Origin of the sequence: Nocardia sp. NPDC051052, from assembly GCF_044456045.1 — a bacterium.
Classification (GTDB): Bacteria; Actinomycetota; Actinomycetes; order Mycobacteriales; family Mycobacteriaceae; genus Nocardia.
Genome location: NZ_JBITFL010000030.1, coordinates 1 through 14,915, shown reverse-complemented (window position 1 = coordinate 14,915; position 14,915 = coordinate 1). Strand labels below are relative to the sequence as shown.

14 protein-coding genes and 1 pseudogene are annotated in these 14,915 nt (G+C 61.2%); 11 read left to right on the top strand and 4 right to left on the bottom strand.

Going from position 1 to position 14,915, the window contains the following annotated elements:
* Positions 1 to 380 precede the first annotated feature (380 nt).
* The 10 genes and pseudogenes from ACIBCN_RS44155 (at position 381) to ACIBCN_RS44110 (ending at position 10,170) form a co-directional block, all read left to right on the top strand.
* Positions 381 to 1,768: pseudogene (locus ACIBCN_RS44155) on the top strand (IS1380 family transposase).
* A 1,242-nt stretch (positions 1,769 to 3,010) separates the two neighbouring features.
* Positions 3,011 to 3,694 (top strand): PIG-L deacetylase family protein, encoded by a 684-nt coding sequence (locus ACIBCN_RS44150; RefSeq protein WP_396998810.1) that lies wholly within the window; start codon positions 3,011 to 3,013, stop codon positions 3,692 to 3,694.
* A 7-nt stretch (positions 3,695 to 3,701) separates the two neighbouring features.
* Positions 3,702 to 4,412 carry a WbqC family protein gene (locus ACIBCN_RS44145; RefSeq protein WP_396998808.1) on the top strand — a complete coding sequence of 237 codons (711 nt, stop codon included), beginning with the start codon at positions 3,702 to 3,704 and terminating at the stop codon, positions 4,410 to 4,412.
* A gap of 11 nt (positions 4,413 to 4,423) precedes the next feature.
* Complete coding sequence (locus tag ACIBCN_RS44140) at positions 4,424 to 5,323, top strand: TauD/TfdA family dioxygenase (protein WP_396998806.1); 900 nt, start codon at positions 4,424 to 4,426, stop codon at positions 5,321 to 5,323.
* Complete coding sequence (locus tag ACIBCN_RS44135; RefSeq protein WP_396998804.1) at positions 5,320 to 5,970, top strand: HAD family hydrolase; 651 nt, start codon at positions 5,320 to 5,322, stop codon at positions 5,968 to 5,970. The genes ACIBCN_RS44140 and ACIBCN_RS44135 overlap by 4 nt, the downstream gene beginning before the upstream one ends.
* A gap of 320 nt (positions 5,971 to 6,290) precedes the next feature.
* A complete protein-coding gene (locus ACIBCN_RS44130) occupies positions 6,291 to 7,025 on the top strand; it encodes a hypothetical protein (RefSeq protein ID WP_396998802.1) in 735 nt (244 codons plus the stop codon).
* The gene (locus ACIBCN_RS44125; protein ID WP_396998800.1) at positions 7,022 to 8,212 is read left to right on the top strand and encodes an MFS transporter; all 1,191 of its coding nucleotides are present in this window, start codon (positions 7,022 to 7,024) and stop codon (positions 8,210 to 8,212) included. The genes ACIBCN_RS44130 and ACIBCN_RS44125 overlap by 4 nt, the downstream gene beginning before the upstream one ends.
* A complete protein-coding gene (locus tag ACIBCN_RS44120; protein WP_396998798.1) occupies positions 8,212 to 8,688 on the top strand; it encodes an NUDIX domain-containing protein in 477 nt (158 codons plus the stop codon). Before ACIBCN_RS44125 ends, ACIBCN_RS44120 begins: the two co-directional genes overlap by 1 nt.
* Before the next feature lie 197 nt (positions 8,689 to 8,885).
* Positions 8,886 to 9,188: a hypothetical protein gene (locus tag ACIBCN_RS44115; protein WP_396998796.1), complete on the top strand. Its 303-nt coding sequence runs from the start codon at positions 8,886 to 8,888 to the stop codon at positions 9,186 to 9,188.
* 574 nt (positions 9,189 to 9,762) lie between these two features.
* Positions 9,763 to 10,170 (top strand): hypothetical protein, encoded by a 408-nt coding sequence (locus tag ACIBCN_RS44110; protein WP_396998794.1) that lies wholly within the window; start codon positions 9,763 to 9,765, stop codon positions 10,168 to 10,170.
* A gap of 198 nt (positions 10,171 to 10,368) precedes the next feature.
* Here ACIBCN_RS44110 and ACIBCN_RS44105 read toward each other — a convergent pair whose 3' ends face one another.
* From ACIBCN_RS44105 to ACIBCN_RS44090, 4 genes are all read right to left on the bottom strand, one after another.
* Positions 10,369 to 10,674, bottom strand: a complete 306-nt coding sequence (locus tag ACIBCN_RS44105; protein WP_396998217.1) for a hypothetical protein — start codon at positions 10,672 to 10,674, stop codon at positions 10,369 to 10,371.
* Between the two features lie 199 nt (positions 10,675 to 10,873).
* A complete protein-coding gene (locus ACIBCN_RS44100) occupies positions 10,874 to 11,620 on the bottom strand; it encodes an alpha/beta fold hydrolase (RefSeq protein ID WP_396998793.1) in 747 nt (248 codons plus the stop codon).
* A gap of 193 nt (positions 11,621 to 11,813) precedes the next feature.
* On the bottom strand, positions 11,814 to 12,752 hold the full coding sequence (locus ACIBCN_RS44095) for a MerR family transcriptional regulator (protein ID WP_396998791.1): 939 nt from the start codon (positions 12,750 to 12,752) through the stop codon (positions 11,814 to 11,816).
* Between the two features lie 190 nt (positions 12,753 to 12,942).
* Positions 12,943 to 14,274, bottom strand: coding sequence for a hypothetical protein (locus tag ACIBCN_RS44090; protein ID WP_396998790.1), 1,332 nt, complete (start codon positions 14,272 to 14,274; stop codon positions 12,943 to 12,945).
* Between the two features lie 351 nt (positions 14,275 to 14,625).
* On the opposite strand from ACIBCN_RS44090, the gene ACIBCN_RS44085 reads away from it, so the two are divergent.
* A partial coding sequence (locus ACIBCN_RS44085; RefSeq protein WP_396998788.1) for an SMI1/KNR4 family protein occupies positions 14,626 to 14,915 on the top strand: 290 nt, incomplete at its 3' end.

The following is a 14,915-nucleotide window of genomic DNA, read 5'->3' as shown; positions in this document are numbered from 1 at the left end:
GGGCAGCCGATTACCGAGCATCTCACCGGGCACCTGGACCCGATCCTGGCCGGGATCAGGTCCTACCGCCAGTGTTAAGTAGCCGATTACCGGATCGTCTGCTTCGCCGGCCTCGGGTTGGGCTGCCGATGCGCGTGCAGGAGAGCCCTAAGGACCGGCTCCCGTGCGAGGTCGTTCGCGGCTTCGGGGCCATGTTTAGGGGTTGCCCTGGTCTCGGTTCAGGGTCGAGCCCGGATGTGGCCCGGTGCCGACGCGGCCTAGCCTCGGCCAGTCATTGAAATGACGTCTGACCTGCGCCAGAAAATGGCGAAAGGTGCTCCCACCTGCGATAATTCGACTTGCGAAGGAAGAATTGATCGAGGTTTTGGAGCACCCTTCTGGTGAGCAAGTCTATCTCCCCGTATCCGCGGCTGGTCATCGACGGTGACGGTGCAGGTGTGGTGTCACACGCGGGTGCGGTGCTATTGCTGCGTACCGCCGAGGAAACCGAATTGAGCAGGGGTTTATCGGAACATTTGGGGCCGTGGCGCAAGCCGATGGCTGTCCACGATCCGGGCAAGATCGTGCTGGATTTGGCGGTGTGTCTCGCGGTCGGTGGGGATTGCGCTGCGGATGTGGCGCTGTTGCGGGCCGAGCCGGGGGTTGTTCGGTTCGGTGGCCTCGGATCCGACTGTGTCGCGCACGATCGCCGCGCTCGCCTCCGACGCGCCGAAAGCGTTGGCCGCCATCGCTTCCGCACGCGCAGACGCGCGGGCCCAAGCGTGGTGGAAAGCCGGAACCAACGCCCCCCGATCATGGGATCAGTATCGCTGATCCGTTGATCATCGATCTCGACGCGACCCTGACCGACGCACATTCGGAGAAACAGAACGCGGCACCGACATTCAAGCGTGGTTTCGGGTTTCACTCGCTGTGGTCGTTCATCGACCACGGCTCCGCCGGCACCGGCGAGCCCGCCGCACCGATGCTGCGGCCCGGCAACGCCGGTAGTAATACTGCCGCCGACCACAAACAAGTCCTGCGCGATGCCCTCGCCCAGCTGCCATGGCGGCCGTTATGGCGGGTTGGGCGGAAAGTGTTGGTGCGCACCGATTCCGGCGGTGGAACCCACGAGTTCCTCGACTACTGTCACCGTCGCCGCCTGCAGTACTCGATCGGATTCACCCTCACCGACGACATCGTCACCGCCCTCGACACCCACCTGAGCGCCGGTGACTGGACCCCGGCCTATGACGCCGACGGGCAGGCCCGCGACGGCGCCTGGGTCGTCGAAGCGACCGGCATCACCGACTTGACCGGTTGGCCGCCGGGCATGCGGCTCGTCATCAGAAAAGAGCGGCCACATCCGGGTGCTCAGCTTCGGTTCACCGACCGCGACGGGTTGCGGTTGACCGCGTTCGTCACCAACACCACCCGCGGTCAGCTACCTGACCTGGAGCTACGCCACCGTCAGCGGGCCCGCTGCGAAGACCGCATCAGATACGCGAAAGATACTGGCCTGCGCAATCTTCCGTTCCACGGCTTCGACGCCAACCGCATCTGGCTCGCGCTCGTCGCGCTCGCGATGGACCTGACCGCGTGGATGCAAACCCTCGCTTTCGCAGACCACGACGCGCGCCGCTGGGAACCGAAAACCCTACGGTTACGACTGTTCTCCGCAGCTGGGCGCATCGCCCGCCACGCCCGCAAAACCCGGCTACACCTGGCCCGACACGCACCCTGGACCGAGCTGCTCACCACCGCCGCAACGCGCCTACGACCCGACTGATCAGCCAGACACCGTCCCTACGACCAAGGAAACCAACGACCAACCCACCCGGGCCCGTGGAACCCGGCAGTCAGCCCGCTGCGCGGGCCGACTGCCCTGCCCGCAACCGAGAAACTACGACCGAAACATCAATCCGAAACCGATCGGGCACGCACATCACCCCGGCGGAAGATCGAGGCTAGCATCAGTTCGCGATCCGACTGCAGATCCTGGGGAGTCGTCATACCTGTCCTCTCGTCGGTTCAAGGGAACACACACTAGCTTGAGTTTTAACCTAAGGGTCTGGTCGGACACAGCTTCTCGCGGCCGCGCCGTGGCACCGCACGATCTTGAACGAATCCCTTGGTTGATGATTCATATTGCAACAGAAAGAATCTCGACCAAGGGCTTCAGTTGAAGGATTTGCACGATGTCGGCGTTGCCGGTGCTTCGAGGGACCTGTTGGCGCTCCGGCTGAGCTGTATCACTGTGTGACCGGCCGATCATGACCCGCAGGGAAGTGTCACGACCCGGCCGACGACCTCGACGAGAGCAACGAAGGCAACCTCACCGTCGTCTGCCCCGGCAGCCCGCGCAATCTGGATCCCACGGCGGCGGCCAAGGCGTTCCTACAGCTCATCCTCCGTCACGCCCGCCAGCGCAGCGGAACAATGAATGGGATCGATCGAGCTCAACACTTGTTTTCGACCGAAACGCAGCGCGCTTGCCGGGGATGTCGGTACGCCCGTGTATTACTGCTCAGCAACATTGGAGAGAACAATCCGAGCCATGCTGGTCCATGATTTTGAACGACAACTACTTCCATCCAGACGTACATCATGTATTGTGAAAGGGCCGCGAGGGGGATCACTTCAGTAGGCATTTGGTGGCAAACGCATTGTGCGGCACTGCGATTCACTTGACTGCTCATACAAAGGGGGAGTGAAAGACATGCACACTTATCGGGCCGATCCCGGCAAACTGGACTCCAAACTGTCAGCCTTGTGAGGTAGCTCAAGTTCTGACAACTATCGCCGAAGAGATGCATGTAGTTTCGGCTAGCTATCGACGAAACGCGCATCCTCGGAAATGTGCCACGTTGTGCCGAGGTGTCGTCGGCTTGGGAAATCATCGAAAGTCCCGACAGCGGGCGAACCGAGAGTGCTCCTTGGCGCACAATTTTGCGATCTGAATTAATTCTATGCGCACGGTTTTTGTACCTTATATCCACAAATCAATACTGGGGGAATTTTTATGCTTACGATGAAGCTCGATAGTCCTGTAGTGGCCGTGTTTGCACACCCAGACGATGCGGAACTGACCTGCTTCGGGACTTTAGCTCTACTGCGAGACAGCGGTGCGGAAGTGACCATTGTCGTCGCGACGAACGGAGGCAGGTCTCGAACGGCCGATATTAATCACGATCGCATTCGCGAAGCACACGAGGGCCAGGGCCTCCTCTCGGCGAAGCTTGAGTTGCTCGGATTGCCCGACGGTGATGTGGCGCATGACGCTTCGACGGTCGCCGCCGTTGAGGAGGTTCTGCAGCGGGTGGATCCGCATATTGTCATTACCCATTACCCTCAGGAACGCAGAGTGGGCCACCAAGATCATGAAACTATCGCGCACATTGTGACAAATGTGGCAATGCGGAGACATCCCGGTGCCAGCATCCTGTACGCCGAACCGCCGGTGATTTCGACGCGATTCGAACCCAATTTGTTCGTCGATGTCACCGACTATTTCGCCGAGAAACTTCAGGCGATTGGCAGGCACCGGACGGAAAGTACGAAATTCTTCATGGATCCGGGCGTTGTAGAGGAGCGGGCACAATGGTGGACGCTGCAGGCGTTGCACGGCACAGGGGACAAATCGCAACGATTCGAAGCATTTCATTTGGCCAAAGGCGTGACCGTCACGAAGGGCCGGCTCGCAGGTGCCAACTGATCTAACAATGACTCCGCTTCGGGTTTTATCTGCACATCAGCCTTCGTATCTTCCCTACCCTGGACTGATCAACAAGATATTGCAGTCGGATGTCTTCGTAATCATGGATAATGCCCAGTACGTCAAAGGGGAATGGCATAATCGGAACAGAATAAGGACTCAAGACAGCTTTCGCTGGCTGACGATTCCTGTGCACAGTCATCTCGGTTGGGCAATCAACCAGGTGAAGCCGACGACCGCCGAGTGGCTCGGCCGTCATGAGCGCATCGTCAACGAGCATTATCGCCGGAGTCCTTTTCTGGCGAAGGGTGATGCAATGTGGTCAGCCTTGCGTGAAGTGTCCGATCAGAACCTCGGGACGATCGGCTGGACATCTACATTTGCGCTGATGGAGGCGCTAGGGTGCCCGGTTACCGCCGAGGTCCGCTACGCGAGCGATCTGCAGGGCGAGGACGAAGTGTTCGATAAGCGTTGGACCTTGCAACGGTGGTGCGATCGGACCGGCTGCAACGCATATCTAACCGGTCGCGGCGGTCTGAACTATCTGAATCCAACAGATTGGCGGTCAGAGTCGTCGCCGCGCTTGCTGACCGCCGAATTCCGGCCGGTGCGGTATCGACAGATGTACCCAGGATGGGTTCCTGATCTGTCCGCATTGGATTTGCTTTTCTGTGTTGCCGAGCCGCGAAGCTATCTAATATCACGAAAAGAGAGATAAGGATTCTGCAGATGGTTGTATCAGTGCAATTATCGAACGCTTTTCACTGTCAATTGGACGAGGTCGTGAATAGCACCCCGGCATTCGAATTCATGCAGGACGGACATCTGACTAATCCCATTCGGGAACATATCAGATCGATCGCTGCAACTCTGCCCGATATTATCGACGCCGCGAAACAAGTCGAGCGACTACTGGAGTCACCGGGCTACGCCGTAGTACGGAATTTGGTACCGATCAACATCGACGAGGAACGCGGTTTACGTGGTGTAGCCTGCTTCAATGCCTTGCTGGGTAGCCCATTCCACATGATGGAATCGATCAGACTGTGGGAACCGCTTGGCGTCCGATTCGACACGGATTCGTTCCGTGCCAATGGGATCGGGAACAACCCGCTCCATATCGATGGCGTGAACACAACCTACCCACCGGACTGTCTGCTCCTGCTCTGCCTTCGGCCGGATCCCGCCGGCGGGGGTGCCAACGTTATCGCCAACCTGCAAACCGCAGTCTCGAAGCTTTCCGAGTCCGAGGTCATCGAACTCCAACAGCCGATCTTCGAGGAAGGCAAATTCTTCGGAATTGTCGGCGTCGGACCGGAACTGAGACCGTTCGCTGTGTTGACACGCAGCGAAGTGGGCACCTGGAGAGTACGTGTAAGCGGGAAGATGCTACCGGTCATGCCGCCTGGTAGACCGAAGGAACTGATCACCCGGATGGTAGAGCTCCTGGACGAAGGCCGCCAACGGGTACCTCTGTCCGCCGGCGAGGGTCTGTATATCAACCAATACCAGTGGGCGCACGGTCGAGAGCCGCTCGGTCCGAACCAGAAAGCAATCAACGAACACCGCCGCCGTCATTTCGTGCAGAGCTTCATCCGACGGACCGACCTCGCAGAGATGCCGTTATGAGCGCACCGGATCTGTTCACCATTGACGTCGGCGACACGCTGGGGCAGAGCCTCGGTGAACGCCACCCAGCAACCTTGGCCCGACTTTCCGGTCGCCCCGAAGCCGACGTCCGTGATCTCCTGGACCGTTACCTGCTGACAGCTACTGCACCTGACACCCGAATTATCGACCATATATGCGCGGATTTGGGCATCCCCCGATCCAGCTTGCCGGAAGCATGTTTCAAAGAGCCGTTCGCCATCTTCTCGTCTGCACGACAAACCCTTGCCGCTCTGTCGCGGCATGCGCCGGTCGTGACACTGTCGAACTCCCACCCATGGCACGCTGAGCACCATCGACGAGTCTGGCAGGCGTTCCGACCCCACCTCACCGCGCTGCACACCTCGTACGAACTCGGAGTAGCAAAACCCGATCCATCGATCTTTCGCGCTGTCGCGCGGATCCATGGGGTGCAGGTGCGCAGCATAGTGCACGTCGGGGACAGTTGGCGCGACGATATTGAAGGCGCCGTGAATGCCGGATGTCGAGCGGTATGGCTGTCCGCGGGCCAATATCCACCGGCACAGTACGACGCAGACTCTGTCCTGATCACACACTCGATCTCGTCTGTGCCGGATTGCCTGCAACCTTGGTTGGCTTGCCGATGACAACTGACACTGTTCACGAATCATGGTCGTATGCAACACCGTTCGCCTACCCGACCGCGAAACAAGAGGACATAGGAGAGTCCCTGTTCGGTCAAGACATTGTAACCGCCACGTCGATCGCTGGACGTGGCGCCTTGGCTGCCATCCTGCGTCAGATAACGGACGCGAACTCCAGGATTTGGCTACCCAGCTACTACTGCCCCGAGGTTGTCCACACCGTTCGCGAGGTCGTTACATGCCCACTACTGATGTATACAGACGAGCCGCGATCGCCCGCGCCTGTTCTGCCTACTAATGCCACTGCTAGTGATGTTGTCCTGGTGCAGAATCTGTTCGGACTGCGCACCAGACCCAATTACGTTGGCATACAGGGATTGGTTGTCGAAGACCATACCCACGATCCCCTGTCGCACTGGGCGAAGGAAACGACGGCCGACTATGCGTTTGCATCGCTAAGAAAGACTTTGCCGATCCCGGACGGCGCAGTCGTCTGGAGTCACCTACATCGAGACCTACTTCCGCATGTACCTGCACTCCCGCGGGACGTCGAAGCTGTCACTGACCGCGTCAAGGCCATGCTGATGCAGATCGACAGGGACCGGTCGCCGGACATCAGTGATCCTCCGGACAAACCGTCCGGCACAGCGTTCCAGCAAGTAATCGAGCAGCCACCGTTTGCGGCGATGAGCGCTGTGAGCGCAACCCTACTGACGGCCTTGCCGATTCATACCTGGAGACGCACTCGTCACCGCAATGCCAGCATGCTCAGGATTGCCCTTCGGGATGCTGGGTTCGATGTCCTCCGTTCTCTTTCCGATGATGCCGCACCGATCGGGGTGGTAGTTGATCTCCATGACGCTGTCACCACTAAACGCATCCACCATGCGTTACAGTCCGAGCGGATACACACCGCAGTACTCTGGCCGCGGCCCTCCGATGACGCATCCGGCGGTTTCGCCGACCAGCACTTGGTTGTCTATTGCGATCACCGCTATGACGCAGCCGATCTACGCCGCGTCACTGCAGCTATGACAGCTGCGATCGAGCGGAAATGAGCCACAAACCGGATGCCTACCCTGCCCGCGACCGTCACTCAAGCGGAATCCTGAACGCGCCGAACGTTGTTCGATACATGATTTTGTTCGCGCTACTCGGCATACTGCAGGCCAGTTTAGGTCCGATGATCCGGGTCGTCGCTGTCGAACACGGAATCTCCGCTGCCACTGCCGGATGGCTGTTGAGCGCATTCTTCGTCGGATCCCTCTGCGGCACCCTGTTCTGCGCTGTTGCCGGAGAACGGCGAATCGGCCACTTGTCGGTCGCGCCACTGACCGGGATGGTTGCTGCCGGCGCCCTCGGGCTTGTCTTCCTGCCATCGTGGCCAACGCAACTCGGCGCTGTTGCTGTGACTGGGTTTGGTTTCGGTGCGCTCACATTGATGATCAACACCGAGATGGCTGGCCGCACCGAGAACGGAGGACTGGCCCGGGTCAATCTAATTAACGCCGCATTCGCGCTCGGCGCGGCGGCAGGTCCGACCGTTGTAGCAATGACGCTGCAAGGGAGCTCCCCCTGGGGTCTGGTCGTGGTAGCGATCGTCGTTCTCGCCACGGTACGACGCCATACCGACACGTGCGCCGCACGATCGGAATCGGAAACGCGGTCACAGCAGCCGGTCGTCGTCGTGCCTCGACAACTGCATCTCTTCTGCCTGTTGTTGTTCCTGTATCCCGCTCTGGAGACCGGACTTAGTAGTTGGGAGACAACATATTTGAGCGCCGTGGGGTACGAAGACTCCTCGGCCTCAATGCTGAACTCACTATTCTGGGTCGGTCTCGCCGCAGGACGGTTTGCCGTACCTGCCGTGGCCGCGCGCTGGTCGCCTGCGCGCAGCATCCAAGTCGCGCTTGCCATGTCGCTTGGCTCGCTTGTGCTGATCGGTGTCCCAGCGCTCGCCCCGATCGGATTCCTGATCGCCGGTGTCTGCATCGGCCCGATCAACCCGTCCGCTCTCGCCTGGATCGCGCAAGTCACTGTCAGGCCTCGGCGGACATCTGCGCTCGCGGTGGCCAGCGCTATGTTCGGAAACGCTGCGCTGCCAACGGCACTCGGATACGCCATGGCTGCGACTAGCGAGCGCACTTTACCGGTTTTTGTAGCCGTTGCGGTCGTCGGCGACCTGGCGATAACCCTCGGTCTGATAAGGGTTCATTCGCGTACTTCGAGCTTTCAGGAGCAGTGATGCCCATTTCGTCGTACTACGCCCGACTACGTACCAAGGTCGGCCACGATCTACTGGTAATGCCCGGCGTCACCGCATGCGTGTTCGACAACGACGGAAGTATCCTCTGCGCGCGGCATGCCGGGCACGGGCTGTGGGCGCCGCCCGGCGGTGCCGTCGAGCCCGACGAAGCACCGGAACAATCAATCATCCGCGAACTCGGCGAAGAACTCGGCGTAGATGCGACCATCGAGGGCATTGTCGGTGTCTACGGCGGCACCGATTGGCGGATCACCTACCCGAACGGTGACGAAGTTTCCTATGTCACAACAGTTTACGCCTGCGCCCTGAGCGGAAGACGGCTTGCCCTCGATATCAACGAAATAGACGCCGTCCGCTATCTAGCTCCCGACACCATGACCGAGTACGACGTGGCGCCGTGGGTGCCAACAGTTCTCGCCGACGCGTATCGCTGGTGGCTCAAGCTACCCGGCTGACGGAGTTGACTGCCGATCGCCGCTGACCGGGCCGCGACCCGTGGAGAAGTTTCCGGACTGTGCGTGAGGGCCTGGCGCAGGTGCTGTCCAGTTTACAAGAGACCCGATGTTCACTCGCGGGGGTTGGATCCGGAGGCTTCACTCCGTTCCCTACATCGCCACGAGTGCGTCGACGTCGAGGACTTTCCGCTGGTCTCATGCTGGCGTTTGTGCCCCACATGGCCTATTCATCTTGCGACAGAAAGAATCTCGACCAAAAGCTTCGGTTGAATGATCTGCACGGTGTCGGCCTTGCCGGTGCTTCGAGGGACCTGTCGGCGTTCCGACGGGAGCTGCATCACTGTATGACCCCACGCCTCAATGCCGTGTTTGAACTTGTCGACGCGGTGTTGTGCGTCGCCGGACCGGTCCGGTCACTGCCGGAGTTGTCAATGGTCGCCGCTGGTAAGTGGCGGTCTGGTAATTCCGGCATCTGGGTCGTCGCTGATGCGGGGCTATGACAGGTCCCGGCTGTCGTTGTCGACCACTTGCCCAGCGGGGCGATACCGAAACCGGTGTGGCTATGGCATTCGAGCAAAGGCCTGGTGCCGGCGCCGTCGATATGCTCTGGCAGGCGTTCCTGCGCCGGTTCGATATCAAGCACACCCTCCGCATGCTCAAAGCAAAAGTTAGCTGGATCGCCCCGAAACCTCGCGATCTCGCTACCTCGGACCGGTGGATCTGGATGCTGCTTGCCGCCTGCACCAACTGCGCCTGGCTCGCGGTCTTGCGCAGATCAGTGCCGACTACGGAAGACCTGTTGCCGCACAACAACCCGCGCCAACACGCGTCCGCCGGGTATTCCGGCACCTATGCCCGAACGTCGCCTGTCCAGCCAGCGCACGAAACCCTCAGTCCTGATCCCGGCCGCCCGGCATCAGCGGATTCGACCTGGCCGAACTGCCATGGACGCATAACCATCAGGCCGAGCAGGACTTCTTCCTCGTTGTTCTCGACCGAGCGAATCGCCGGACTGGTTGGGAGCAGCTGCACTACACGCCGTCGATCGACAACAACCTCGGCGCGTTCACACGGATGCTCGCGGCCTTTCACCCCAGCCAAACGAACGGCTCCGAGCTCGGGGACTGGACCATCGCGCCGAAAGCGTATCTGCTCGATAAATGCCTGCGGCATGGGATCTTCCGAGGCGAGTTCGGGTGCCGCCTATGTGATACCTGGACTCAACCGTCGGATGCGCCGTTCGTCTGGGAAGTCACCAGTACATACACCGTCGATGGAACCCGCGACGGCGAGATCATCGCTCGCCAGGTACGGGCGATCGATGAGGAGCTGATCCCTCGAATCTTCGCTGTGACTGGCAATCCGGAGCCGCGGGCGGTGGGGGTTTGGATCGAGCCACGACACCTCGAGTTGGTGTCCGCCATCGCCGAGATGCCACTCGATTCCACGGCTCGTCACTGGCTCGGCAGGGCCATCGAATGAACGCTGCACGCCTGGGCTGTTTCCGGCTTGAAACGTCCTCTCCTTCCGCTGGGCGCGCGTTGCCAATCGCCCGGATTGGTTGGCTGACAGGGTCTTCCAACGCACACTTCTGCGGAGGACAGCGCGCTTACCGGATGGCTTCGACTGTGACGGGCGTGTGTTCGTGGCGCTCTCCCGCTGGAGCGTGAAACGAGTTGCTCAGCGGGAAGGCCCATTCGGTCCGGATTCGTTGTAGAACAGTCGCTCGAGCAGCTGCTTCGCGGGTTGCTCCAGCGGTTTCCCTCGAGTATCGAGACCAGGTGCCGGATTATCGCCGAAGCCAGCGATCTGCTCACAACGCCCGTCCGAGGTCGTGGCCCAGACCTCGGTGTCTGCTGGCCGCCAGATGATCACTGCATCCGGATAGTGAGACAGTTCGGCCAGCATCGAATCGGGTCCGCGGAAGGTCAGCACGACCTTGCCTTCCTTCGGGAACTCGTAATGCATTGCCTCCGGCTCGATCATGATGGCGAATCGGTGACTGTCCGGTGGGGCGGACACCGCTAGCATGAACTCCATGCACCGATCGTGCCGCAAACCACGAGAACTGATGGGTTCGAACATCCGGTGATGCCGCCGTGCGGGCGTTCGATCGAGGACAAGTCGGTGGCCCACAGTTGATCTCGCGAACGTCCGCTACTGCCGATTACAGCCCACGTATTGGTCAGTCGTATTCGGCCCAGAACGAGGTGAGTACTCGTGCGCTGCGGGCTGGGTCCTGCACCATCCAGTAGTGGCCGAGACCGTCGAGGGAAGCGACACGAGCACCCGCGCGGGCCGCAGACCGGCGACGCATCTCCTCGGAGCCGACAAAATGATCCTCGGTGCCGAGGATGGCCAGACCGGGACATTCGGCTGCGGCGGGGAGGTTACGGCCTAGTTCGGCCATGGTCGGCTGGGCGGCGGAGCGGTAGAAGGCGAGAATGGCGCGGCCCATCTCCGGCCCCTGGGCGGCGGCGAGCCGGGCGGCAACCTGCCTGCTGAGCCCCACGGCGACCATGCGCTCGACACGGTCGTCGGCCGTGCCGCCCATCCAGTCCGCGATCGACTTCTCGCCGACCCCAGATGTCTGCCATTCCAGGGCCAGTCCGTGCCAGACGTAATCGGGGTCGAACACACCCAAGGAGTCGCTGGCCCAGGTTCGCAACAGGTCCGGCCGGGCCATGGCGACGCCGACGACCGTGCTGCCGCCTACATCGTGGCCGACAAGGTCGACCGGCTCACCGAGCGCCACCAACTCTGCGACCAGCCAGTCTCGGTAGCCCCCCACCGTGCAGTCGAAACCTGCCGGGATGGGTGCGCCGAACCCGGGCGGAGACAGGCGCAACACATCGGTGCGGTTCAGTACGGCGAGCAGCGGATCCCAGATCGCTGCGCTCTCGGGGTTGCCGTTCACGAATACTGCGGTCACGAGGAATCCTTACAGCAGGTCGAACATGATCACCACCAAGATAGACGCCGACCGAGCCGCACAACCGACACGTCCGGAAATGCCGCTTATCGCGCGGTCATGAGAGCGAGATCTGCTGTCGCTCAAGACATCCCATATTGCCGATTTCGGGATGTTGCCGGACTGGCGCGACAGACGCTTCACCACGAGGACATCAGGCTGGGTTCGATTGCAGCCAGCGGAGGACTTCGGATGCGTGTTGGTCGGGCGGGAATACCGGATGGAAGACATGCTCGATCATCCGATCCCGCACGATCAACGTCATCCGCTTGTACAGCGCGGTGCCGTCGACCTCGAAAGTCGGCGCGGCCACTGCTGCGGCGAGATGAAGGCTGGTGTCGGACAACATCGCGAAGGGAAGACGCAGGCGGCGAACAACTTCTGCCTGGTAGGCCGTGGGCTGGCTGGACAGACCGAACACGCGTTGCACTCCCGCAGCGCGTAGGTCTTCGTGATGGTCACGGAAATCGCACGCCTGCGCGGTGCATCCGCGGGCTCCGGGAATTGTGTTCCAGCCGGTTGGCAGGTCCGTGTCCGGGCGGCCGGTGAGTGGGTATAGGTAGAGGATTATTCGTCCACTGTCGAGGCGGCCAAGGTCTACGACCGTGCCGTCGGTGCTGTCTAAGGCCACCGGTGGCAAGGGTTGTCCGGTCAGGTGTGATGCGGCCCCGTCATCGATCGGCACCGGCAGATCCGGTGGCAGCGTGATCAGCTCCGATGCCGGTAAGGCGAGTTCGCTGTGTCGGTATGCCGCGTCACGCAATCGTCGTTGCAGCGCATCTCGGCGTTCGGTCGCATCGGTGATCGTCATGGTCAGGGCGTCGATCGCCCGTTGGTATTCGGCCAGCGACGCGGGGCAGTCGTCGACGTGGTCGCCGCCGGTGGCCAGGCAGTCCAGGAAGGGGCGAGTCTCTTCCACCGTTATGCCGAGGCGGTTGAGGGCGCGGATTTCTCGCACTGACCGAACATGGTGTTCGTCGTACTCCCGATAACCATTGCGATTTCGGACCGGTGTTACCAGTCCCAGCGCCTCGTACCGGCGGATCGCCTTGGGGGTTGCGCCGGTCAGGCGCGCCAGCTGGCCGATCTGCATGACTCGACGGTAAACCCTGCCCCAAGGGACAAGGTCAAGCCGAAACTCTCGAACGGCCGGGCCGTGGAGTGTCTCCGCCGAACGCCGGCGGGTACGCGACCTGACGCACCCCAACTCCGGCTCGGTCGCACCGCGACGACCCTCATCTACTCTTCGATACTGGCCGGGATACCGACAGCGGACCTCGGACTCATAACCTCAGCCACGAGGGCGGCGTGTAGTGATCGGCGCCGGTGAAGCTTCCCGGCGGCGGGATCTCGTTCTCCAGCTTCCGGATCCGTTCGGCTTCCCATTCGTCGGCATCACGGTAGGCCCTTGCCGCCGCCACGATCGCTTCTCCGGATTCTGTAAGTTCATCGCGAACTGCACTGAGTAGTCCGCCAAATGTCTCGAGAGCCTCGTTGTATTTCCCTGCCGCCCTCGGGAACTGATGCTCAGCACCGTCGATGTGCGCGCCGAAGCAGATCCGTCTGCCGCTATCGTATTCTCGAGCAGCTTGCGGCAGCGTGTGGTACCCGGCGTAGTACAGCTGAACGAGATCGACAACGACGGCGTCTTTGTCGCTATGATCTCCCTGCTTGAACGTCAACTGCCGGAACGCCGACGGATCCAGATGTGGGTTCCGGATCCGGGCGAACGCACTGCCGAACGGCCCCGACGAGCCGAGATCCGTTTCGAGGCCCCTGGCAACCTTCTCATCGAGTTCGGCGATGTTCACGTTGAGCCGGTCCAGCGAAACCCCCGTATTCACGACGAGTCCGCGTGCCGACGGGCTTGGGCTGACGCCGATGTGCAGCTCGTGCGATGGGGTCTTGGATTCGGCGATCAGGCCGCCACCCGTTCCGATCAAGGCCAGGGCCGCATCGACCACCTTACCTTCGGGCATGGTCACCGTCCGGAAGAAGGAGACTGCGTCGGCAAGGATCGCGGCGAGTCCCGCGTGCTCTTTGAACCCGCCTTGTTCTTCACCGGGAAGCGGCCCCGGATGGCCCCCGCCGCCGAGGCGGTTGATCACATCCTTGCAGATCCAAACGACGCATTCCTTGGCCCGCTCGACCGCATCCGAAAGCGCCTTCGCGCCGATCGCCATTTCTCGCGCACACGCGACATGAGTTGCTGCAGTTTGTTTGAATGGTGACAGGAAATTGTGATAATACGAGTCCGCCCCGCCACCTGCCCAATGTCCGATATCGATCAGCTTCTGTACATCATCGACGCGGTCAGCAGCCCTTGCGACAGAACAAAATACGGACAGACCCATCGGCGATTCCCATAGATCCGACGGACCCGCGAACTGACCAGAGACCGGGTCGAGATCATTTCCATCCAACGAGTAGTACCCACGAAATCGAGCGACGAGACTCGACAGATCCTCGTGGAGGGCCGTTAGCGACTCTTCAGCCCATTTCGCGTAGGCCGGATTCGTCGGATCGCTTAACTGCTCCCCCCTGCACGCACTGTCGGCTGCCTGCCATAACGTGGTAAGCAACGGTTCCAACTCGTTCCGCAGCGACATCCCCATCGCGAAGATCCTCAACGACTTGTGCACGGATGTGACGGAATCGCGCTGTCGCGCAGCGCATTGCCCTGCCTTGCCGCCCCCCGCACGTACTAATCTATGATCTCGATGCTACCGGAAAGAGTTGAGCGAACAATACGGTGCGACGAGCCCACATATATGCGGTCTTGCCCGCCCCGAACGCCTGCGCTAGGCACCCCACCGGCCAGCCGGAAGATCGGTCGTCGAACGTCCGCTCGTGCCGCTGGGCGCGCGATCGTGAGAGCGAGATCTGCTGTGGCTCAGGACATCCGCACGTAGCCGATTACCGCTCGATCAGCAGGCATAGGTGTCGGAGGTAGATGTGATGATCGGATGATGCACGTTCACCTCCTGGAAGTGTCCTGGCGACGGATCGACTCCTGGCTCGCCGCGCACGCGCCGCGCACCTTCGCATCCCTTCGCCCGCCCGCCTCGCAGGCGGCCATCAGCGCCGCAGCTGCCGAGCTGGGGGTGGAGTTCCCCGCGGATTTGGTCGCGTATTTGCGGCACCACGACGGAGTCTCCCCCGGGAAGCGGGGTTACGTCTCCCCGGAGGAGGGGGGTTTCAGCTTCCCCGGCTTTGAGCCCTACACCCTCGCCGAGATCCTCTCTGCGGGCTTGAG

Bases quoted from the DNA above. Each gene is read 5' to 3' on its own strand.
- ACIBCN_RS44150 (WP_396998810.1), top strand. From the start codon at position 3,011: ATGAAGCTCGATAGTCCTGTAGTGGCCGTGTTTGCACACCCAGACGAT.
- ACIBCN_RS44145 (WP_396998808.1), top strand. From the start codon at position 3,702: ATGACTCCGCTTCGGGTTTTATCTGCACATCAGCCTTCGTATCTTCCC.
- ACIBCN_RS44140 (WP_396998806.1), top strand. From the start codon at position 4,424: ATGGTTGTATCAGTGCAATTATCGAACGCTTTTCACTGTCAATTGGAC.
- ACIBCN_RS44135 (WP_396998804.1), top strand. From the start codon at position 5,320: ATGAGCGCACCGGATCTGTTCACCATTGACGTCGGCGACACGCTGGGG.
- ACIBCN_RS44125 (WP_396998800.1), top strand. From the start codon at position 7,022: ATGAGCCACAAACCGGATGCCTACCCTGCCCGCGACCGTCACTCAAGC.
- ACIBCN_RS44120 (WP_396998798.1), top strand. From the start codon at position 8,212: ATGCCCATTTCGTCGTACTACGCCCGACTACGTACCAAGGTCGGCCAC.
- ACIBCN_RS44115 (WP_396998796.1), top strand. From the start codon at position 8,886: ATGCTGGCGTTTGTGCCCCACATGGCCTATTCATCTTGCGACAGAAAG.
- ACIBCN_RS44110 (WP_396998794.1), top strand. From the start codon at position 9,763: ATGCTCGCGGCCTTTCACCCCAGCCAAACGAACGGCTCCGAGCTCGGG.
- ACIBCN_RS44105 (WP_396998217.1), bottom strand. From the start codon at position 10,674: ATGATCGAGCCGGAGGCAATGCATTACGAGTTCCCGAAGGAAGGCAAG.
- ACIBCN_RS44095 (WP_396998791.1), bottom strand. From the start codon at position 12,752: ATGCAGATCGGCCAGCTGGCGCGCCTGACCGGCGCAACCCCCAAGGCG.
- ACIBCN_RS44090 (WP_396998790.1), bottom strand. From the start codon at position 14,274: ATGGGGATGTCGCTGCGGAACGAGTTGGAACCGTTGCTTACCACGTTA.